This window comes from Ruegeria sp. BG5 (assembly GCF_056538425.1).
The window spans coordinates 1-20,422 of sequence record NZ_JBQFTC010000007.1 but is presented as its reverse complement, the minus strand read 5'-3'; the positions used below and the strand labels follow the sequence as shown (position 1 = coordinate 20,422).

The following is a 20,422-nucleotide window of genomic DNA, read 5'->3' as shown; positions in this document are numbered from 1 at the left end:
GCCAGCACGGCGGTGATTGCAAAGGCCGCCATGCCGACCAGGCCGATCAGGTATTGAAAGTCCATGACCTCGTGTCCGTTGTTTATTTTTCTCAGGTGCCCGGAATGGCGCGTCAGGTGGGTACCGCAGCATTTGCTTTGGTGCCGAGTGAGTAGCAAAAGTGCTTTGGGTGCAAGTCAGTTCTCTACTGAGGGTTTCTTCTTCGCAGCCTCGAACATTTCGTCAATCACGGCCAATAAGCGCGGGACTTCTTCGAATGCTTCCAGAGAGAGGGGGCATCCGTATGAAGAGCCGCCCGGATTACAAGACTTCACTCTGGGTATTGTCATCCATTTGAGAGTTATATGTGGCTGTGTCCCACCAGTCGCTTCCTTCAATGAAACTGTTGCAAATGTGCACAATGAGTCACACATGCCTAGAATATGCCTATCATTGATCAATGGGCGTTTTGACAACAGTCGTAAATCTCTTCCTCCTTTCTCATTTGGCTCACCAGAATAGAGAAGCCAAAAATCGTCGTTGAAAGACGGTTGATCAGCGCGGATGACCGCTTGGATTGAAGGTGTTTCGTCGACCTCAAAATCAAGCCAGCGGCCGATCTTGTTGTGGCCGTAAGGGTGATCATGAGAATTGAAATTTGTTATGGTTGAAACCATTCGATGGCCCCTACTATCGCGAAGAATTTTTGGAATGCCTGTGGCAAGCCCATAGAACGCCAGAAGATAGTGACAGCAGCTGGAGACTTTGAAACTGCCGCTGTCTGAGAAAGAGCGTCTGGTGTTGTTCTCTTCGTCCAGTTCGACATACCTGCCTGGCAAAAGTCCACCGGTGAAAGTGGGTGGTTTTTCGGTCATCAAGCCAATTGTCGGGAAATAGTACAGATCCGGCCCGAATTTGTAGGTAATGTAACCAACAGGAAATTGAGCGCAGTCTTCGACGGCGCATAGCTCTTGCCATTCACGGCGGAGTTTCTGAATTCTCTGTTCTTTCGCAGCTTCCTCCTGTTCTGACCTTGCTTTAAGGCCAAAATGTATGCTTGCGCCAAACAGGACAAGCCACAGCAAGAAAAGCCCGCCTATGAGTTTTAGAATGCGCTGCGCAATGTTCATTTGGATGATTTTTTAAATTCGACTTTTACTCACTGTAATTCCAGTACGCTGCGAAGCAATGCTCTTGCCAACCCCACCATTCCCCTATAAATGCCGCCTCTATCGTCTTCGGGCGAGATTCTCTCGTGGGAGGTTGCTGGGATCGCGATCCTGGTCCGAACCACGCAACATAATCTGGGTGGAACGCGTTTCACCTTAGTTGAAAGGAAAACCAAATGGCCAAGAAGCTTGCTGGTACAATGAAGCTGCAGGTTCCTGCAGGTCAGGCGAACCCGTCGCCGCCAGTTGGCCCCGCTCTGGGTCAGCGCGGCATCAACATCATGGAATTCTGCAAGGCGTTCAACGCCAAGACCGCAGACATGGAGCCCGGCGCTCCGTGCCCGACCGTGATCACCTATTATCAGGACAAGTCCTTCACCATGGACATCAAGACGCCGCCCGCGTCTTACTACCTGAAAAAAGCAGCTGGTCTGAAGCCGGTCGGCAAGCGTAACCGTCCTCGTGGCGCGGAAAACCCAGGTCGTGAGACCGTGGCAACCGTGACCTCAAAGCAGGTTCGCGAAATCGCCGAAGCCAAAATGAAAGATCTGAACGCCAACGACGTCGAAGGCGCAATGCAGATCATCCTGGGCTCGGCCCGCTCTATGGGCATCGAGGTGAAGTAAGATGGCAAAACTCGGTAAACGTACCCGCGCTGCGCGCGAAGCTGTCGCCGGCAAGGAAAACCTGTCGGTTGAAGATGCGGTTGCTCTGGTCAAGGGCAATGCAACCTCGAAATTCGACGAGACCATCGAAATCGCGATGAACCTGGGCGTTGACACCCGTCACGCGGACCAGATGGTTCGTGGCGTTGTCGGCCTGCCGAACGGCACAGGTAAAGCGATGCGCGTTGCTGTGTTCGCACGTGGCCCCAAAGCTGACGAGGCGAAAGAAGCTGGCGCAGATATCGTTGGCGCAGAGGACCTGATGGAAACCATTCAGGGCGGCACCATCGAATTCGACCGCTGCATTGCCACCCCGGACATGATGCCGATCGTCGGTCGTCTGGGTAAGGTTCTGGGCCCCCGCAACCTGATGCCGAACCCCAAGGTCGGCACTGTGACCATGGACGTGAAAGCGGCCGTGGAAGCAGCCAAGGGCGGTGAAGTTCAGTTCAAGGCGGAAAAAGGCGGCGTTGTGCATGCCGGTGTTGGCAAAGCGTCCTTTGACGAAGCCAAGCTGGTCGAAAACGTCCGTGCCTTCATCTCGGCTGTGGCCAAGGCCAAACCGTCGGGCGCCAAAGGCACCTATATGAAGAAAATCGCGCTGAGCTCGACCATGGGCCCGGGCGTGACTCTGGACGTGGCGGCGGCTGCGGGCGAATAAGCCCCGGCTTTCAGTCATTGGAAAATGGACCCGGGTCGTGCGAACGGCCCGGGTTTTTCTTTGCCTCAGGCGTTACAGAAAGATTTGCCGCAAGCGGGTTTCCAGGCGGTCGCGTTTACGTTCTTCAAACTGGCTGCAAATAAAATCCGGCCGCCACAGGCGCAGCCAGTCTTTCAGCAGGCGACCCCGCAGGCAGCAATCCAGGATCTCCATGTCGATGGGGTGGCGGTAGAGTTTGAAGAACATCTGCTTGTTGGTTTTCAGGATGCCGCTTCGGTCAACCTCGGGCTTGGGGCCGTCCCGGAATATGTCCGCTTTCAGGAAATCCACGATATCATAGACGGCCAGCTTGTCCCGTGCTTCGGTGAAATCCAGCCCGATAGTGGTGCCTTGACCCATGATCAGGTTCAGGCCGTGGAAATCTCCGTGCGAGAATACGCGCAGGTCGGGCCGGTTTCGAAGGCGCGCGGCTTCGGCCAAGAAAGCATCGACCATGGGCTGGCTGATCCGGGCGATATCGGGGGGAACGAGTGTTGACAGTTCGCGGATGTTGTCGGTCATCCAGCGCGGTCGGAACGCGTAGTCGGTCGGCTTCTGGATGCTGTGCAGGTGATGCAGCCACGACCCGGCGCGGCGGTAGATCTGGGCAACCTGTTTATCGTCGGTGCTGTTGTAGATCACATCAACGGCGGTGGGGCGGTCGACATATTCGGTGACCATGAACGCGCCGCCGGGCGACAGGAATACCGGGCGGACCACGCGGGCGGTCTCGTGCCGTCGGAAATGATCGTGCACGCGGGCCAGCACCTGGAATTCGTTGGGCAGCCGTCCGGATTCGGGTGAGATGGTATCGATCTTCAACGCGTAGTCCTGCGACGGGGTTTCGACCTTCATCACAAAGCGCGAACCGGGGAAGCCATGTGATCGGTAGACGCAATGAAGCCCGGTGATGTGGTCGCGCAGGTGATCGCGCGCAAATTCGTTGGCAAACTCGCGGGCCATGTCGTATTCGGAAATCGTAAGTGTCGGCATGGTCTCGCAAATCTGCGTCTGAATTTCTGCGCCCCGGCGGCGGGTCTGACAAGACAAGAGCGGTGCAATCGTGTCAATGGTCCGCCTGAACCGGACATACGGGCGATAGATCGCTGGTACGTGCAATTTACCCCTTGGAAACCGGACCTGTCTGCCCTAAGTAGACCTGCGGAATAAAGCGTGCGATTCGTCGTGCGCTTTCTTTCGTTTCGTCCAAGACGGTGGGTGGTGCCATCCGGCCCCTTAATTCCCTGCCTGAGACGGGTAAGACCAAAGAATTCTGAGGGTCCCACCCTCGGGCGCATTTTGGCCAATCCCGTAATAACGGACCTGAACGCCGGAGCGAAAGCTGCGGCAAATATGAGCCGGGGTGAGGTATCGCCCCTAACTTGGAGAGAACTGTGGATAGAGCCCAGAAAGAGAAAGTGGTCGAGGAACTCGGCCAAATCTTCGAAAGCTCTGGCGTCGTAGTGGTTGCTCACTACGCCGGTCTGACAGTTGCCGAGATGCAGGACCTTCGCGCACGTGCTCGTGACGCGGGTGGCTCCGTGCGTGTTGCCAAGAACAGGCTCGCCAAAATCGCCCTTGAGGGTAAGCCGTGTGCAAGCATGGCCGACCTGCTGACAGGGATGACCGTTCTGACCTATTCCGAGGACCCCGTGGCAGCAGCCAAGGTGGCCGAGGACTTCGCCAAGGATAACAAGAATTTTGAGATTCTTGGTGGTGCAATGGGTGAGAACGCTCTGGACCGCAAAGGCGTCGAAACAGTTTCGAAAATGCCGTCTCGCGAGGAGCTTATTGCTTCGATCGTGGGCTGCATTGGCGCACCTGCTTCGAACATCGCCGGCGCGATTGGCGCACCTGCAAGCAACATCGCAAGCATCCTTTCCACCATCGAAGAGAAGGCGGAAGCTGCGTAAGCGGTTGGCACTGAATGATCTGCGTAGGGGAAACCCCCTGACGTTGGAACACACACTGTAAACGGAAAGAGCTGATAAAATGGCTGATCTGAAAGCACTCGCAGAAAGCATCGTGGGTCTGACCCTGCTGGAAGCACAAGAACTGAAAACCATCCTCAAAGACGAATATGGCATTGAGCCCGCAGCCGGCGGCGCAGTTGTCATGGCAGCCGGTGGCGACGCCGGTGGCGCAGCTGAGGAAGAGAAAACCGAATTCGACGTCGTTCTGAAGAACGCCGGCGCTTCGAAAATCAACGTGATCAAAGAAGTTCGCGGCATCACCGGTCTGGGCCTGAAAGAAGCCAAGGAACTGGTCGAAGCTGGCGGCAAGATCAAAGAAGGCGTCTCGAAAGAGGAAGCCGAAGAAGTCAAAGGCAAGCTGGAAGCAGCTGGCGCCGAAGTCGAGCTGGCCTAAGCCATCCGACAGGTGCATCGCTGATGCGCCACAAAATTTGGCTGGGTCCGGAGAAATCCGGGTCCAGCCGAACCTGTCTTAGAAAGGGCCTCAATCAAAGGGGCGTTTTCTAAGACACGGTTTTCGGATCGGGAGGCTGCCTTCGGGACGGTGGCCATGAATTGATCCGGACGTGTTGTCTCGATTGTGCAAGATGCCGGGGCCCGACGGTGTCTTTGCCCGCTGAGAACATCGAAAGGTGACATCTGACATGGCTCAAACGTTCCTTGGCCAGAAACGTCTTCGTAAATATTACGGCAAAATCCGCGAAGTGCTGGAAATGCCGAACCTCATTGAGGTCCAGAAATCTTCTTATGATCTTTTCCTGCGCTCCGGCGATGCAGAGCAGCCCACCGACGGCGAAGGCATCAAAGGCGTGTTCCAATCGGTTTTCCCGATCAAGGATTTCAACGAAACCTCCGTTCTGGAGTTCGTGAAATACGATCTGGAAAAGCCCAAATACGACGTCGAAGAGTGCATGCAGCGCGACATGACCTACAGCGCGCCGCTGAAGGTTACTCTGCGTCTGATCGTGTTTGATGTCGATGAGGACACCGGCGCGAAATCGGTCAAAGACATCAAGGAACAGGACGTGTTCATGGGCGACATGCCCCTGATGACGCCGAACGGGACGTTCATCGTGAACGGTACCGAGCGTGTGATCGTGTCCCAGATGCACCGCTCGCCCGGTGTGTTCTTTGACCACGACAAGGGCAAGACCCATTCCTCGGGCAAGCTGCTGTTTGCCTGCCGCATCATCCCGTATCGCGGCAGCTGGCTGGACTTTGAGTTCGACGCCAAGGACATCGTGTTCGCCCGGATCGACCGTCGTCGTAAACTGCCTGTGACAACCCTGCTCTATGCGCTGGGTCTGGATCAGGAAGCGATCATGGACGCGTATTACAACACCGTGTCCTACAAGCTGGACAAGAAGAAGGGTTGGGTCACGCCGTTCTTCCCCGAGCGTGTGCGTGGCACCCGTCCGACCTATGATCTGGTTGACGCCAAATCCGGTGAAGTGATTGCCGAAGCAGGCAAGAAGGTCACCCCGCGCGCGGTCAAGAAGCTGATCGACGAAGGCACCGTTACCGACCTGCTGGTTCCGTTCGATCACATCGTTGGCAAATATGTCGCCAAGGACATCATCAACGAAGAAACCGGTGCGATCTATGTTGAAGCTGGTGACGAGCTGACGCTGGAATACGACAAGGACGGCGACCTGATCGGTGGCACCGCGAAAGAGCTGATCGACGCGGGTATCACCGACATTCCGGTTCTGGACATCGACAACGTCAATGTTGGTCCGTACATGCGCAACACTATGGCGCAGGACAAGAACATGAACCGCGAAAGCGCGCTCATGGACATTTACCGCGTCATGCGTCCGGGTGAGCCGCCGACCGTCGAGGCTGCGTCCGCTCTGTTCGACACCCTGTTCTTCGACAGCGAACGCTATGACCTGTCCGCCGTTGGCCGCGTGAAGATGAACATGCGTCTGGCTCTGGACGCGCCGGACACCCTGCGCACCCTGCGCCGCGAAGACATCGTGGCCTGCGTCAAGGCGCTAGTTGAACTGCGTGACGGCAAAGGCGACGTGGACGATATCGACCACCTCGGCAACCGTCGTGTCCGTTCGGTCGGCGAACTGATGGAAAACCAGTACCGCGTCGGTCTGCTGCGCATGGAACGCGCGATCAAAGAGCGTATGTCGTCGGTCGAGATCGACACCGTCATGCCGCAGGACCTGATCAACGCGAAACCGGCTGCGGCTGCTGTTCGTGAATTCTTTGGCTCTTCGCAGCTATCGCAGTTCATGGACCAGACCAACCCGCTGTCGGAAGTTACTCACAAACGCCGCCTCTCGGCGCTTGGCCCCGGTGGTCTGACGCGCGAGCGTGCGGGCTTTGAGGTGCGCGACGTACACCCGACCCATTATGGCCGGATGTGCCCGATTGAAACGCCGGAAGGCCCGAACATCGGTCTGATCAACTCGCTGGCCACCTTTGCCCGTGTGAACAAGTATGGCTTCATCGAAACACCTTATCGCGTCGTCAAAGACGCCGAGGTGACCGATGAGGTGCACTACATGTCCGCGACCGAGGAAATGCGTCACACCGTGGCGCAGGCGAACGCGACGCTGGATGCCGATGGCAAGTTCATCAACGATCTGGTGTCGACCCGTCAGGCCGGTGACTACACCCTCGCCCCGCGCGAGAATGTGGACCTGATCGACGTGTCGCCGAAACAGCTGGTATCAGTAGCAGCATCGCTGATCCCGTTCCTTGAAAACGACGACGCCAACCGCGCTCTGATGGGCTCGAACATGCAACGTCAGGCGGTTCCGCTGCTGCGGGCCGAGGCACCGCTGGTCGGTACCGGTATCGAGGAAAAGGTTGCGATCGACTCGGGCGCTGCGATTCAGGCGAAACGCGCCGGTATCATCGACCAGGTCGATGCCCAGCGTATCGTTATCCGCGCCACCGAAGATCTGGAACTGGGCGACGCTGGTGTTGACATCTACCGTCTGCGCAAGTTCCAGCGTTCGAACCAGAACACCTGCATCAACCAGCGTCCGCTGATCAAGGTGGGTGACACCGTCCAGAAGGGCGAGGTCATTGCCGACGGTCCCTCGACCGATATGGGTGAACTGGCCCTTGGTAAGAACGTGGTCGTCGCGTTCATGCCGTGGAACGGTTACAACTACGAAGACTCGATCCTGATCTCGGAACGTATCGCGCGTGATGACGTCTTTACCTCGGTCCATATCGAGGAATTCGAAGTCGCCGCCCGTGACACCAAGCTGGGCCCGGAAGAGATCACCCGCGACATCCCGAATGTCGGTGAAGAAGCGCTGCGCAACCTCGACGAGGCAGGCATCGTTTACATCGGTGCGGATGTTGAGCCGGGCGATATTCTGGTGGGCAAGATCACCCCGAAGGGCGAAAGCCCGATGACCCCGGAAGAAAAGCTGCTGCGCGCCATCTTTGGTGAGAAAGCATCTGACGTGCGCGACACCTCGCTGCGCGTGAAGCCGGGCGATTACGGTACCGTCGTTGAGGTTCGTGTCTTCAACCGTCACGGCGTCGAAAAAGACGAGCGTGCGCTGCAGATCGAGCGTGAGGAAGTTGAACGTCTGGCCCGTGACCGGGACGACGAACTGGCGATCCTTGACCGCAACATCTATGCGCGTCTGCAGGGCCTGATCCTGGGTAAAACCGCTGTCAAAGGCCCGAAGGGCGTCAAGGCAGGGTCGGTGATCACCGAAGATCTGCTGGAAACCCTGACCCGTGGTCAGTGGTGGCAGCTGGCGCTGGAAGGCGAGCAGGACGCACAGATCGTTGAGGCTCTGAACGAGCAGTACGAAGTGCAGAAGCGTGCTCTGGACGCCCGTTTCGAAGACAAGGTCGAGAAGGTCCGCCGTGGCGACGACCTGCCGCCGGGTGTGATGAAGATGGTCAAAGTCTTCATCGCCGTTAAGCGTAAGCTGCAGCCGGGCGACAAGATGGCTGGTCGTCACGGGAACAAAGGTGTGATTTCCAAGGTTGTTCCGATGGAAGACATGCCGTTCCTGGCCGATGGTACGCCGGTTGACTTCTGTCTGAACCCGCTGGGTGTGCCTTCGCGTATGAACGTTGGTCAGATCCTTGAAACCCACATGGGTTGGGCCGCGCGCGGTCTGGGTCTGAACATCGACGACGCCTTGGGTGAATACCGCCGTTCCGGCGATCTGACCCCGGTGCGCGAAGCGATGAAGCTGGCCTATGGCGAGGATGTCTACGAAGAAGGCATCACCGGTCTGGACGAGGATGGCCTGATCGAGGCGGCGGGCAACGTGACCCGCGGTGTTCCGATCGCAACCCCGGTCTTCGACGGCGCCAAAGAGGCTGACGTCAACGACGCGCTGGTGCGCGCGGGCTTCTCGGAAAGCGGTCAGTCGGTTCTGTTCGACGGGCGTACCGGTGAGCAATTCGCGCGTCCGGTGACCGTGGGCATCAAGTACCTGCTGAAACTGCACCACCTTGTGGACGACAAGATCCACGCGCGTTCGACCGGGCCGTACAGCCTAGTTACTCAGCAGCCGCTGGGTGGTAAGGCGCAGTTCGGTGGTCAGCGCTTTGGTGAGATGGAAGTCTGGGCTCTGGAAGCTTACGGCGCCGCCTACACCCTGCAGGAGATGCTGACCGTGAAATCGGATGACGTCGCCGGCCGGACCAAGGTCTATGAGTCGATCGTCAAGGGCGAGGATAACTTTGAAGCGGGCGTACCGGAATCGTTCAACGTTCTGGTTAAAGAAGTCCGTGGCCTCGGCCTGAATATGGAACTCCTGGATGCGGAGGTTGAGGAGTAAGGGCGCGGCCCTTTCTCCCGTCCCCCCTTCCGCAAGATTTGAGGTAACAAATGAACCAGGAAATCACCAACAACCCGTTCAACCCGCTGACGCCGCCCAAGGTTTTCGACGAGATCAAGGTCTCGCTGGCGTCGCCCGAGCGGATCCTGTCTTGGTCCTATGGCGAGATCAAGAAACCCGAAACCATCAACTACCGGACGTTCAAGCCTGAACGTGACGGCCTGTTCTGCGCGCGTATCTTTGGCCCGATCAAAGATTACGAATGTCTGTGCGGCAAATATAAGCGGATGAAATATCGCGGCGTTGTCTGCGAGAAATGCGGTGTGGAAGTCACCCTGCAAAAAGTCCGCCGCGAGCGTATGGGCCACATCGAACTGGCCGCGCCCGTTGCGCATATCTGGTTCCTGAAATCGCTGCCGTCCCGCATCGGTCTGATGCTGGACATGACGCTGCGCGATCTGGAACGCGTTCTGTACTTTGAAAACTATGTCGTCATCGAGCCCGGTCTGACCGACCTGACCTATGGCCAGATGCTGACTGAAGAAGAGTACATGGACGCACAGGATGCCTATGGCATGGACGCGTTCACCGCGAACATCGGTGCAGAAGCCATCCGCGAGATGCTGGCCCAGATCGATCTGGAAGCCGAAGCCGAGCAGCTGCGCGCTGATCTGGCCGAAGCAACCGGCGAGCTGAAGCCCAAGAAGATCATCAAGCGTCTGAAGGTTGTTGAATCCTTCCTCGAGTCGGGCAACCGTCCCGAATGGATGGTGATGACCGTGATCCCGGTTATTCCGCCGGAACTGCGTCCGCTGGTGCCGCTGGATGGTGGCCGTTTTGCGACTTCGGATCTGAACGATCTGTATCGCCGCGTCATCAACCGGAACAACCGTCTGAAGCGTCTGATCGAACTGCGCGCGCCTGACATCATCGTCCGCAACGAAAAGCGGATGCTGCAGGAATCCGTGGATGCTCTGTTCGACAACGGCCGTCGTGGCCGCGTGATCACCGGCGCCAACAAGCGTCCGCTGAAATCGCTGTCGGACATGCTGAAAGGTAAGCAGGGTCGCTTCCGTCAGAACCTTCTGGGGAAACGCGTCGACTTCTCGGGCCGTTCGGTCATTGTGACCGGTCCGGAGCTTAAGCTGCATCAGTGTGGTCTGCCCAAGAAGATGGCGCTGGAATTGTTCAAGCCGTTCATCTACTCGCGCCTTGAAGCCAAGGGTCTGTCTTCGACCGTGAAACAGGCGAAGAAACTGGTCGAGAAAGAGCGTCCCGAAGTGTGGGATATCCTCGACGAGGTGATCCGCGAACATCCTGTCATGCTGAACCGTGCGCCGACGCTGCACCGTCTTGGCATTCAGGCGTTCGAGCCGGTCCTGATCGAAGGTAAAGCCATCCAGCTGCACCCGCTGGTCTGTTCGGCCTTTAACGCCGATTTCGACGGGGACCAGATGGCCGTTCACGTTCCGCTGAGCCTTGAGGCGCAGCTGGAAGCGCGTGTTCTGATGATGTCGACGAACAACGTTCTGTCGCCTGCAAACGGCGCGCCCATTATTGTTCCGTCGCAGGATATGATCCTGGGTCTCTACTATGTGACTCTGGAACGCGAAGGCATGCCGGGCGAAGGCAAGGTGTTCGGTTCGATCGACGAAGTTCAGCACGCGCTGGACGCCGGTGAGGTGCATCTGCACACCAAAATCACCGCGCGGATCACGCAGATCGACGACGAAGGCAACGAAGTTCAGAAGCGTTACGAAACCACTCCGGGCCGTCTGCGTCTGGGTGCCTTGCTGCCGATGAACAACAAAGCGCCGTTCGAGCTGGTCAACCGCCTGCTGCGGAAGAAGGAAGTGCAGCAGGTGATCGACACCGTCTACCGTTACTGCGGTCAGAAAGAGTCGGTTATCTTCTGTGACCAGATCATGTCGATGGGCTTCAAAGAAGCGTTCAAGGCGGGCATCTCGTTCGGTAAGGACGACATGGTCATCCCGAACGACAAGTGGGGCATCGTTGATGACACTCGCGGTCAGGTGAAGGACTTTGAACAGCAGTACATGGACGGCCTGATCACTCAGGGCGAAAAGTACAACAAAGTCGTCGATGCATGGTCGAAGTGTAACGACCGCGTCACTGAGGCGATGATGAGCACCATCTCGGACGTCGCCAAGGCCGAAGACGGGTCGGATCAGGAACCGAACTCGGTCTACATGATGGCCCACTCGGGCGCGCGTGGCTCGGTCACTCAGATGAAACAGCTGGGCGGTATGCGCGGCCTGATGGCCAAGCCGAACGGTGACATCATCGAGACGCCGATCATTTCGAACTTTAAAGAAGGTCTGACCGTTCTCGAGTACTTCAACTCGACCCACGGTGCACGTAAGGGTCTGTCGGATACCGCTCTGAAGACGGCGAACTCGGGTTACCTGACCCGTCGTCTGGTGGACGTGGCGCAAGACTGTATCGTTCGTGAGATCGACTGTGGTACAGAACGCGCGATCACTGCCGAAGCCGCTGTGAACGACGGTGAGGTTGTCGCCTCGCTGGCCGAACGTGTGCTGGGCCGTGTCGCTGCTGACGATGTTCTGCGTCCGGGCACCGATGAGGTGATCGTGGCCGCAGGTCAGTTGATCGACGAACGCATGGCGGACACCATCGATGAAGCCGGTGTTGCCTCGATGCGCATCCGCTCGCCTCTGACCTGTGAGTCCGAGGAAGGCGTTTGTGCAACTTGCTACGGTCGTGACCTTGCGCGCGGTACCATGGTGAACACGGGTGAGGCTGTCGGCATCATCGCCGCCCAGTCCATCGGTGAACCTGGTACGCAGCTGACGATGCGGACCTTCCACATCGGCGGTGTTGCGCAAGGTGGTCAGCAGTCGTTCCAGGAAGCCAACCAGGAAGGCGTTGTCGCATTCGAGAACCCGCAGATTCTGGTCAATGCCGCAGGTGAAAGCCTGGTCATGGGCCGGAACATGAAGCTGGTGATCAACGACGAACACGGCGAAGAGCGTGCCAGCTTCAAGCTGGGCTACGGCTCCAAGCTGTTCGTCAAGGACGGCACCAAAGTGGCCCGTGGCGACAAGCTGTTCGAATGGGACCCGTACACCCTGCCGATCATCGCCGAGAAAGCCGGTACCGCGAAATATGTCGATCTGGTTTCGGGCCTTGCCGTCCGCGACGAGACTGACGAAGCAACCGGCATGACCCAGAAGATCGTGATCGACTGGCGCGCGGCCCCGAAAGGCAGCGACCTCAAGCCCGAGATCATTCTGGTTGGCGAAGATGGCGAGCCGGTCCGCAACGATGCGGGCAACCCGGTTCACTATCCGATGTCGGTGGATGCGATTCTGTCGGTCGAAGACGGTCAAACCGTCGAAGCCGGTGACGTTGTCGCGCGTATCCCGCGTGAAGGTGCCAAGACCAAGGACATCACCGGTGGTCTGCCGCGTGTGGCTGAACTGTTCGAAGCCCGTCGTCCCAAGGATCACGCGATCATCGCAGAAGCCGATGGTTACGTGCGCTTTGGCCGCGACTACAAGAACAAGCGCCGCATCAGCATCGAACCGGCTGACGAGTCCATGGAGACCATCGAGTACATGGTGCCCAAGGGCAAGCACATCCCGGTCGCCGAAGGGGACTTCATCCAGAAGGGTGAATACCTGATGGACGGTAACCCGGCTCCGCACGACATCCTGTCCATCATGGGTGTCGAAGCGCTGGCGGATTACATGATCGACGAGGTGCAGGATGTTTATCGTCTGCAGGGCGTGAAGATCAACGACAAGCACATCGAGGTCATCGTGCGCCAGATGCTGCAGAAGTGGGAGATCCTGGATTCAGGCGACACCACCCTGCTGAAAGGCGAACATGTCGACAAGCAGGAGTTCGACGCGGCCAACGAGAAGACACTCTCGCGTGGCGGTCGTCCGGCTCAGGGTGAGCCGATCCTGTTGGGGATCACCAAAGCCTCGCTGCAGACGCGTTCGTTCATCTCGGCGGCGTCCTTCCAGGAAACCACGCGTGTGCTGACCGAAGCTTCGGTTCAGGGCAAGAAGGACAAGCTGGTTGGCCTGAAAGAGAACGTCATCGTCGGACGTCTGATCCCCGCCGGTACAGGTGGTGCGACCCAGGCCGTCCGCCACATCGCGCAGTCGCGTGACAACGTGGTCATCGAAGCCCGCCGGGAAGAAGCCGAAGCCGCCGCTGCTCTGGCCGCCCCGGCATTCGACGACGACATGGTGGGGGATGAGCTGGACGTTCTGGTGGAAACCCCGGAAAGCCGCGAGTAAGCTTGGCATCGAAAGAATAGAAAAGGCCCTACGCTTGCGTGGGGCCTTTTTTTGTTCAGCGCGCCGACACCTATAGCAACGGCATTTTTGGAAGGTCGGTTGCGTCGGGTACGGCTCCGGCTGCTGTGAGCATGGCGTGAATCTGCCCACGGTGGTGGGTCTGGTGGTTAAAGAACTGCAGGATGCAGACCGTTTTCAACATCACGATCCGAGCCGAGCCCCGGGGCGGGTACCAGGCAACCTCGCCATGCAGGTCGTTATCCGAAAGCCCGTTTGCCCAGAGCGATATCTCAGAATCTCTGCCTGCCCGTAGGCGTTTGAATTCAGGCCAGTTTGAGGGGCTTGTCAGGGAATGCGATACCGTATCCTGCGGGCGTTCGTTGCCTTTGATGCGCTCAAGCATAAGCGCATCCGCCCAGTAGAGATGGTTCAGCGTCGCCGCGACGGATTTGAAGAATGCACCGCGATCAGACCAGCGTTCGGACTCGCTCAAACCGTCGGCGGCGGCAACAAGCGAATAGTTTTGCCAGCTGTTGTAACGGGCGAATAGACGGCAATATTCGGCTGTAATCATAATGATCTCACATTTTTGGGTTTTTTGAGAAAAGCGGGCGATTTGCGTCGAGTGTGAGCAATTTCGCCAAGCTCGGTGCAGCCTGCGGCTGTATCGGGTGCCAATCAGTTTACAGGTGCTGCCGGTTTTGGATAGGCCCTTCCGGCCTGGACAGGTGTCCCCCCACACCACCGTCATGCTGGGCGAGATCGTTGATTGATGAGTTGACATTTCAGCGACCTGAAAGACCAATGCCCAAAAGCATTTGTATTTGGATCAGACCGGAATGACCCCCAATGTCCGAGGTGCCCTATTGATGATGGGCAGCATGATGGCCTTTACCGTCAACGACACACTGGTGAAGGTTGCGCTGCAGGACCTGCCGTTGTTCCAGTTGATTGCCATGCGAGGTGTGCTGGCGACGGTGCTGATCTATCTGCTGGCCCGGCATCTTGGGGCACTGCATCTGAACTTTCCACGGCATGACAAAATTCTGGTTGCCCTGCGGTGTCTGACGGAATTGTCGGCCACGTTCTTCTTTCTGGCGGCCTTGAAAAACATGCCGCTGGCGAATGTGACGGCGGTTTTGCAGGCGTTGCCGCTGACAGTGACGCTGGGGGCGGCGCTGTTTTTCAATGAAAGCATCGGTTGGCGGCGGATGATCGCCATTGCGATTGGGTTCGCCGGAATGCTGCTGATCGTCCGCCCGGGGCCCGAGGGGTTCAACCTGTATGCGGTCTACGCGCTGATTGCGATGCTGTCGGTTACTGTGCGCGATCTGATCACGCGGCGCATGTCTGCACAGGTGCCTTCGATGGTGGTCACTCTGGCGACGTCATTGTCAATCACGGTGACGGCGGCGATCATCTCGGTGTTCGAAGGCTGGGTGCCGGTTGCGCATGTGACCGGTGGGTTGGTGGCGGCTGCGGCCGTGTTTGTTCTGATGGGATATACGTTCAGCGTGATGGTCATGCGGGTGGGCGAGGTCGGATTTGTCGCCCCGTTCCGCTATTCCAGCCTGCTATGGGCGCTGGGTCTGGGCTGGCTCGTTTTTGGGGATTGGCCGGACAGCGTCACGCTGATGGGTGCGGCCTTGGTTGTCGTGGCGGGGCTGTTCACACTCTTGCGCGAGCGGTCGCTTCAATCGGACGACTGAACCTGCCGCAGAGCATCCGGATCAATCGCAAAACGCTGGCGTAGAATCTGCTCATCGGCGGGCCGGACGGGCGTAAGGTCATTCAGGTTTTTCCGGGCCTGAGGCGAGTCGTTATGCGCATGCAGTGCGCGAACCCACATCGGGCTGTCCGGCAGGGTGACGACCGGCATGACGCGGCTGATCTTGTTGTGGGTGAAGTTCATGATGGATTTGGGGTTTCCTGCCGCGACATACATGCCCAGGCCGGCCGTCACCAAGGGCCGGTGAATCTGCGCTGCAAAGACGCCCGCATCCCCGGAATGCAGCAGATAGCCGCTATTGAAATCGATGCCCACCGTGTCGTGCTGTTTCAGGGTTCCGCCGCAATCCTGCGCCGCCGCTCGCAAGCGTTGGACAAAATCGATGGCAATGGCGTCGTCATCGTCGTGGCGGAATTGCAGGCAGGGCTGGTCCGCGTTCTTGCGCGCTGCATTCAGCACCTCTTGCATGACTTTGCGGTGCCGCTTTGGCAGTTTCGGGATAATCTGCACCTGCGGCAGGTCCTGCGTGATGTCGCGCAGCCGGTGCAGGGCCGGTTCGGGCAGACACTCGCCGACAACGATCAGAAACTGGAAGCGCTCATCCGTCTGGTGCCGCAGACCGGGCAGGGCCAGCGTTTCCAAAAGGTGAAAGCGCTGCTCCAACCTGACCGGGTCATAGAGAAAACGCCGCCGATCCTCGATCGTGTCATGCATGACTTGAAAGCCGCCAATGGCAGGGTAAGAAAACCGACACAGACCGATAACCTGTATCATGGCCGGTCGTCCGGTTTTTTGCTGTGGGCTGCCTTCACGGCATCGGAGTCGATGGCAAAGCGGGCGATGAATTCCCCGGCTTGCTGTGGCGTCAGTGGGCGAAGTTCGGTCTTGTCCGTCCGCGCATGGGGCGAGTCGTTGAACCCGTTCAGCCCGCGCACCCACATCGGCGCATCGGGCTGGCTGATCACCGGCATGAACCGGGCCAATCGGTTGTGCAATCGGTCGAATATGGTTCTGCTGCTGCCGCCCTGAACAAACATCCCAAGGCCAACGGCCAACAGCGAGCGCATGACGGCGGTGGCCTGCACCCCATCCGACCCGAACCGGGCAAGATAGCCCGAGTTGAAATCGATCCCGACACTCTCATACCGTTGCATCAGGCCTGCGTTGTCGTTCGCCGTCCGGCGCAGCCGTTCGACAAAATCCACCGAGACCGCGTCGTCGTCATCATTTCGGAACTGGATGCAGGGCTGATCCGGCGTCTGGCGTGCGCTGTTCAGAACGTCGCGAACCACAGCTTTGTGCGGCGCGGGGTCCTTCTGGATAATGCGGATCTGGCGCACGTCGGACGTGACGTCTTGCAGTCGCTCAAGAAAGGGTTTGGGCAAACAGGTTCCGGTCAGCAGGATCAGATCGAAATCCGGATCGGTCTGTTCGCGAAAACAGGGCAGGGTGGTTGTTTCGAAAAGGCGGAACCGTTCTTCCAGCCGGGCGGGGCTGTATAGACAGGCCCTCCGGTCCTCGACCGTGTCATGCAGGATCTGAAAGCCGTCAGTGGCGGGAAAGGAAAAACGGCACAGGCCGAGGATTTGCATGATTCACCCGCTGGGACATCCGATGCGGCGACTATGCCCGCGCATCCGATGGGCTGCAACGAATGGAACGATTGCCAAACCGGAGCACGTCCTGATAAATCGCCGCGATACGGCCAGTTGACCTGCGGACCGGGTGTGCTGTTGACACTTGGGCCGACTCCCCTTAATACGCGCGACATCTCGGTACCGGGGGCCGCCCCATAACCGATTTCAGTAATGAACTGGTCAAGGCCCGGACAATTTTGCCGTTCGCGCCCTCTGATAACCAACCGCGACGTTCACCTCGGAATGGGAACGCTCGCGGATTTTGCGCTTGTGGACGCATGAGTGCAGCAAATTTAACCGCACGCAACCCGCGTGCATGTCATGTGTGTTGCAAAACGGGGAAGAAACCGGAATGCCAACTATTCAACAGCTGATCCGCAAACCGCGGCAGCCCAAAGTAAAACGCTCGAAGTCCATGCACCTGGAGCAGTGCCCGCAGAAACGCGGCGTCTGCACACGTGTTTACACCACCACACCGAAAAAGCCGAACTCGGCTATGCGTAAGGTTGCCAAGGTGCGCCTGACCAACGGGTTCGAGGTGATCTCGTACATCCCCGGTGAAAGCCACAACCTGCAGGAACACTCGGTTGTTCTGATCCGTGGCGGCCGTGTAAAAGACCTTCCCGGTGTGCGTTACCACATCCTGCGCGGTGTTCTGGATACTCAGGGCGTCAAAGATCGTAAGCAACGCCGTTCGAAATACGGCGCGAAGCGTCCCAAGTAAGAAGGAGAGGCTGATATGTCACGTCGTCACGCCGCCGAAAAACGCGAAGTCCTGCCTGACGCCAAATTTGGCGACAAGGTTCTGACCAAATTCATGAACAACCTGATGATCGACGGCAAGAAGTCGGTCGCAGAGCGCATCGTCTACAACGCCTTTGACCGCGTTGAGAACAAGATCAAGCGCGCGCCTGTCGAAGTGTTTCACGAAGCGCTCGACAACATCAAACCGTCGGTCGAGGTTCGCTCGCGCCGGGTTGGTGGTGCAACCTATCAGGTTCCGGTCGAAGTCCGCCCCGAGCGCCGCGAAGCTTTGGCCATCCGCTGGCTGATCACTGCTGCGCGCGGCCGCAACGAAAACACCATGGAAGAACGCCTCGCCGGTGAGCTGCTGGACGCTGTACAGTCCCGCGGTACCGCCGTGAAGAAGCGCGAAGACACCCACAAGATGGCCGAGGCGAACAAAGCCTTCAGCCACTACCGTTGGTAATTCAGAGGCTTATCAAAAATGGCACGCGAATATCCGCTCGAACTGTACCGTAACTTCGGTATCATGGCGCACATCGACGCAGGTAAGACCACCTGCTCGGAGCGTATCCTGTATTACACTGGTAAATCCCACAACATCGGTGAGGTGCACGACGGTGCAGCCACCATGGATTGGATGGAGCAGGAGCAGGAACGCGGCATCACCATCACTTCGGCTGCGACCACCACCTTCTGGGAACGCACCGAAGACGGTCAGAATGCCGACACGCCCAAGCACCGCCTGAACATCATCGACACCCCCGGCCACGTTGACTTCACCATCGAAGTTGAACGCTCGCTGGCGGTTCTCGACGGTGCCGTCTGCGTTCTGGACGCGAACGCCGGTGTTGAGCCCCAGACCGAAACCGTGTGGCGTCAGGCTGACCGCTACAAGGTTCCGCGTATGGTTTTCGTCAACAAGATGGACAAGATCGGCGCAGACTTCTTTAACTGCGTTCGCATGATCGAAGACCGCACCGGCGCACGTGCTGTTCCGGTTGGTATTCCGATCGGCGCCGAGTCCGAGCTGGAAGGTCTGATCGACCTGGTCACCATGGAAGAGTGGCTGTGGCAGGGCGAAGATCTGGGCGCAAGCTGGATCAAAGCACCGATCCGCGACAGCCTGAAAGACATGGCTGACGAATGGCGCGGCAAGATGATCGAAGCGGCCGTCGAAATGGACGACGACGCGATGATGGAATACCTGGAAGGCAATGAGCCCGACGTTGAGACCCTGCGCGCCCTGCTGCGCAAAGGTACGCTGGACATCGCGTTCGTTCCGGTTCTGGGTGGGTCTGCGTTCAAGAACAAAGGCGTTCAGCCGCTGCTCAACGCTGTGATCGACTATCTGCCCAGCCCGCTGGATGTTGTCGATTACATGGGCTTCAAGCCCGGCGACGAGGAAGAAGTTCGTGACATCGCCCGTCGTGCAGACGACGAGATGGCCTTCTCGGGTCTGGCGTTCAAAATCATGAACGACCCGTTTGTAGGCTCGCTGACCTTTACCCGGATCTACTCGGGCACCATGAACAAGGGTGACTCGATCCTGAACTCGACCAAAGGTAAGAAAGAGCGCATCGGTCGTATGATGATGATGCACTCGAACAACCGGGAAGAGATCGAAGAAGCGTTTGCAGGCGACATCATCGCGCTGGCGGGTCTGAAAGACACCACCACCGGTGACACCCTGTGTGATGCGAAGGATCCGGTGGTTCTGGAAACCATGACCTTCCCAGATCCGGTGATCGAGATCGCAGTTGAGCCCAAAACCAAGGGCGACCAAGAGAAAATGTCCCAGGGTCTGGCCCGTCTGGCCGCCGAAGACCCGTCCTTCCGTGTGGAAACTGACCTGGAATCGGGTCAGACCATCATGAAGGGTATGGGCGAACTTCACCTGGACATCCTGGTTGACCGTCTGAAGCGCGAGTTCAAGGTTGAAGCGAACATCGGTGCACCGCAGGTGGCCTATCGTGAAACCATCTCGATGCCGGTCGAGCACACCTACACCCACAAGAAACAGTCGGGTGGTTCGGGTCAGTTCGGTGAAGTTAAGCTGGAAATCCAGCCGACCGAGCCGGGCGAAGGTTATTCGTTCGAAAGCCGCATCGTTGGTGGTGCCGTTCCGAAGGAATACATCCCGGGTGTTGAAAAAGGCATCAACTCGGTCATGGACAGCGGCCCGCTGGCTGGCTTCCCTGTGATCGACTTCAAGGTTGCCCTGCTGGACGGTAAGTTCCACGACGTTGACTCGAGCGTTCTGGCGTTCGAAATCGCGGCCCGTATGTGTATGCGTGAAGGTATGCGCAAAGCTGGCGCGAAGCTGCTGGAACCGATCATGAAGGTCGAAGTGATCACCCCGGAAGAATATACCGGCGGTATCATCGGCGACCTGACCTCGCGTCGTGGCCAGGTGTCTGGTCAGGAACCGCGCGGCAACGCGATCGCGATCGACGCGTTCGTTCCGCTGGCGAACATGTTCGGCTACATCAACACCCTGCGTTCGATGTCGTCGGGCCGTGCCCAGTTCACCATGCAGTTCGACCACTACGATCCGGTTCCGCAGAACATCTCGGACGAGATCCAGGCGAAATACGCATAAGCGAAGATTTGAGGGAGCTCCGGTCAGGGACTCCCTTCATTACCGAAAAAGGAGGCCATCATGGCAAAGGAAAAGTTTGAGCGTACAAAACCGCACGTCAACATCGGCACGATTGGCCACGTTGACCACGGAAAGACCACGCTGACCGCAG

The 20,422-nt window shown here is 58.1% G+C and carries 16 protein-coding genes; 11 read left to right on the top strand and 5 right to left on the bottom strand.

All coding sequences use genetic code 11. The features are described from left to right. Window positions 1-176 precede the first annotated feature (176 nt). Entirely contained in the window at window positions 177-1,109 is a 933-nt protein-coding gene (locus tag ACR0KX_RS17715) for a hypothetical protein (protein ID WP_170455065.1), read from the bottom strand. A 215-nt stretch (window positions 1,110-1,324) separates the two neighbouring features. On the opposite strand from ACR0KX_RS17715, the gene rplK reads away from it, so the two are divergent. Continuing rightward, a complete protein-coding gene (rplK, locus tag ACR0KX_RS17710) occupies window positions 1,325-1,774 on the top strand; it encodes a 50S ribosomal protein L11 (RefSeq protein WP_010440985.1) in 450 nt (149 codons plus the stop codon). Window position 1,775: 1 nt separating this feature from the next. Next, window positions 1,776-2,474: a 50S ribosomal protein L1 gene (gene rplA / locus ACR0KX_RS17705; RefSeq protein WP_170455063.1), complete on the top strand. Its 699-nt coding sequence runs from the start codon at window positions 1,776-1,778 to the stop codon at window positions 2,472-2,474. Window positions 2,475-2,546: 72 nt separating this feature from the next. Here the strand turns inward: rplA and ACR0KX_RS17700 are convergent, their stop codons facing one another. Then, window positions 2,547-3,506 carry an aminoglycoside phosphotransferase family protein gene (locus ACR0KX_RS17700; protein ID WP_170455061.1) on the bottom strand — a complete coding sequence of 320 codons (960 nt, stop codon included), beginning with the start codon at window positions 3,504-3,506 and terminating at the stop codon, window positions 2,547-2,549. A gap of 401 nt (window positions 3,507-3,907) precedes the next feature. On the opposite strand from ACR0KX_RS17700, the gene rplJ reads away from it, so the two are divergent. From rplJ to rpoC, 4 genes are all read left to right on the top strand, one after another. Beyond that, a complete protein-coding gene (rplJ, locus tag ACR0KX_RS17695; RefSeq protein ID WP_170455059.1) occupies window positions 3,908-4,426 on the top strand; it encodes a 50S ribosomal protein L10 in 519 nt (172 codons plus the stop codon). A 79-nt stretch (window positions 4,427-4,505) separates the two neighbouring features. Then, window positions 4,506-4,880, top strand: coding sequence for a 50S ribosomal protein L7/L12 (rplL, locus tag ACR0KX_RS17690; RefSeq protein WP_170455057.1), 375 nt, complete (start codon window positions 4,506-4,508; stop codon window positions 4,878-4,880). Between the two features lie 250 nt (window positions 4,881-5,130). Beyond that, the gene (gene rpoB / locus ACR0KX_RS17685; RefSeq protein ID WP_170624516.1) at window positions 5,131-9,267 is read left to right on the top strand and encodes a DNA-directed RNA polymerase subunit beta; all 4,137 of its coding nucleotides are present in this window, start codon (window positions 5,131-5,133) and stop codon (window positions 9,265-9,267) included. 50 nt (window positions 9,268-9,317) lie between these two features. After that, on the top strand, window positions 9,318-13,559 hold the full coding sequence (gene rpoC, locus ACR0KX_RS17680; RefSeq protein ID WP_480708645.1) for a DNA-directed RNA polymerase subunit beta': 4,242 nt from the start codon (window positions 9,318-9,320) through the stop codon (window positions 13,557-13,559). A gap of 70 nt (window positions 13,560-13,629) precedes the next feature. Here rpoC and ACR0KX_RS17675 read toward each other — a convergent pair whose 3' ends face one another. Further along, entirely contained in the window at window positions 13,630-14,343 is a 714-nt protein-coding gene (locus tag ACR0KX_RS17675) for a DinB family protein (RefSeq protein ID WP_480708644.1), read from the bottom strand. Between the two features lie 55 nt (window positions 14,344-14,398). Between ACR0KX_RS17675 and ACR0KX_RS17670 the strand changes: the two genes are divergently transcribed. Further along, on the top strand, window positions 14,399-15,268 hold the full coding sequence (locus tag ACR0KX_RS17670; RefSeq protein ID WP_170624512.1) for a DMT family transporter: 870 nt from the start codon (window positions 14,399-14,401) through the stop codon (window positions 15,266-15,268). Here ACR0KX_RS17670 and ACR0KX_RS17665 read toward each other — a convergent pair. Further along, window positions 15,253-16,062, bottom strand: a complete 810-nt coding sequence (locus ACR0KX_RS17665) for a putative rhamnosyl transferase (protein WP_480708643.1) — start codon at window positions 16,060-16,062, stop codon at window positions 15,253-15,255. The genes ACR0KX_RS17670 and ACR0KX_RS17665 overlap by 16 nt on opposite strands. Next, complete coding sequence (locus ACR0KX_RS17660) at window positions 16,059-16,880, bottom strand: putative rhamnosyl transferase (protein ID WP_480708642.1); 822 nt, start codon at window positions 16,878-16,880, stop codon at window positions 16,059-16,061. The genes ACR0KX_RS17665 and ACR0KX_RS17660 overlap by 4 nt, the downstream gene beginning before the upstream one ends. Before the next feature lie 397 nt (window positions 16,881-17,277). Between ACR0KX_RS17660 and rpsL the strand changes: the two genes are divergently transcribed. The 4 genes from rpsL to ACR0KX_RS17640 all read left to right on the top strand — a co-directional run. Then, the gene (gene rpsL, locus ACR0KX_RS17655; RefSeq protein WP_005621086.1) at window positions 17,278-17,649 is read left to right on the top strand and encodes a 30S ribosomal protein S12; all 372 of its coding nucleotides are present in this window, start codon (window positions 17,278-17,280) and stop codon (window positions 17,647-17,649) included. 15 nt (window positions 17,650-17,664) lie between these two features. Beyond that, window positions 17,665-18,135: a 30S ribosomal protein S7 gene (rpsG, locus tag ACR0KX_RS17650; RefSeq protein WP_039529242.1), complete on the top strand. Its 471-nt coding sequence runs from the start codon at window positions 17,665-17,667 to the stop codon at window positions 18,133-18,135. A gap of 18 nt (window positions 18,136-18,153) precedes the next feature. After that, a complete protein-coding gene (gene fusA / locus ACR0KX_RS17645; RefSeq protein WP_170624510.1) occupies window positions 18,154-20,271 on the top strand; it encodes an elongation factor G in 2,118 nt (705 codons plus the stop codon). Window positions 20,272-20,331: 60 nt separating this feature from the next. Further along, a partial coding sequence (locus ACR0KX_RS17640; protein ID WP_215675807.1) for a GTP-binding protein occupies window positions 20,332-20,422 on the top strand: 91 nt, incomplete at its 3' end.

Bases quoted from the DNA above. Each gene is read 5' to 3' on its own strand.
- rpoC (WP_480708645.1), top strand. From the start codon at position 9,318: ATGAACCAGGAAATCACCAACAACCCGTTCAACCCGCTGACGCCGCCC.
- ACR0KX_RS17670 (WP_170624512.1), top strand. From the start codon at position 14,399: ATGACCCCCAATGTCCGAGGTGCCCTATTGATGATGGGCAGCATGATG.
- rpsL (WP_005621086.1), top strand. From the start codon at position 17,278: ATGCCAACTATTCAACAGCTGATCCGCAAACCGCGGCAGCCCAAAGTA.
- rplL (WP_170455057.1), top strand. From the start codon at position 4,506: ATGGCTGATCTGAAAGCACTCGCAGAAAGCATCGTGGGTCTGACCCTG.
- ACR0KX_RS17700 (WP_170455061.1), bottom strand. From the start codon at position 3,506: ATGCCGACACTTACGATTTCCGAATACGACATGGCCCGCGAGTTTGCC.
- rplK (WP_010440985.1), top strand. From the start codon at position 1,325: ATGGCCAAGAAGCTTGCTGGTACAATGAAGCTGCAGGTTCCTGCAGGT.
- ACR0KX_RS17675 (WP_480708644.1), bottom strand. From the start codon at position 14,343: ATGTCAACTCATCAATCAACGATCTCGCCCAGCATGACGGTGGTGTGG.
- rplA (WP_170455063.1), top strand. From the start codon at position 1,776: ATGGCAAAACTCGGTAAACGTACCCGCGCTGCGCGCGAAGCTGTCGCC.
- ACR0KX_RS17665 (WP_480708643.1), bottom strand. From the start codon at position 16,062: ATGATACAGGTTATCGGTCTGTGTCGGTTTTCTTACCCTGCCATTGGC.
- ACR0KX_RS17715 (WP_170455065.1), bottom strand. From the start codon at position 1,109: ATGAACATTGCGCAGCGCATTCTAAAACTCATAGGCGGGCTTTTCTTG.
- rpoB (WP_170624516.1), top strand. From the start codon at position 5,131: ATGGCTCAAACGTTCCTTGGCCAGAAACGTCTTCGTAAATATTACGGC.
- fusA (WP_170624510.1), top strand. From the start codon at position 18,154: ATGGCACGCGAATATCCGCTCGAACTGTACCGTAACTTCGGTATCATG.
- rpsG (WP_039529242.1), top strand. From the start codon at position 17,665: ATGTCACGTCGTCACGCCGCCGAAAAACGCGAAGTCCTGCCTGACGCC.
- ACR0KX_RS17660 (WP_480708642.1), bottom strand. From the start codon at position 16,880: ATGCAAATCCTCGGCCTGTGCCGTTTTTCCTTTCCCGCCACTGACGGC.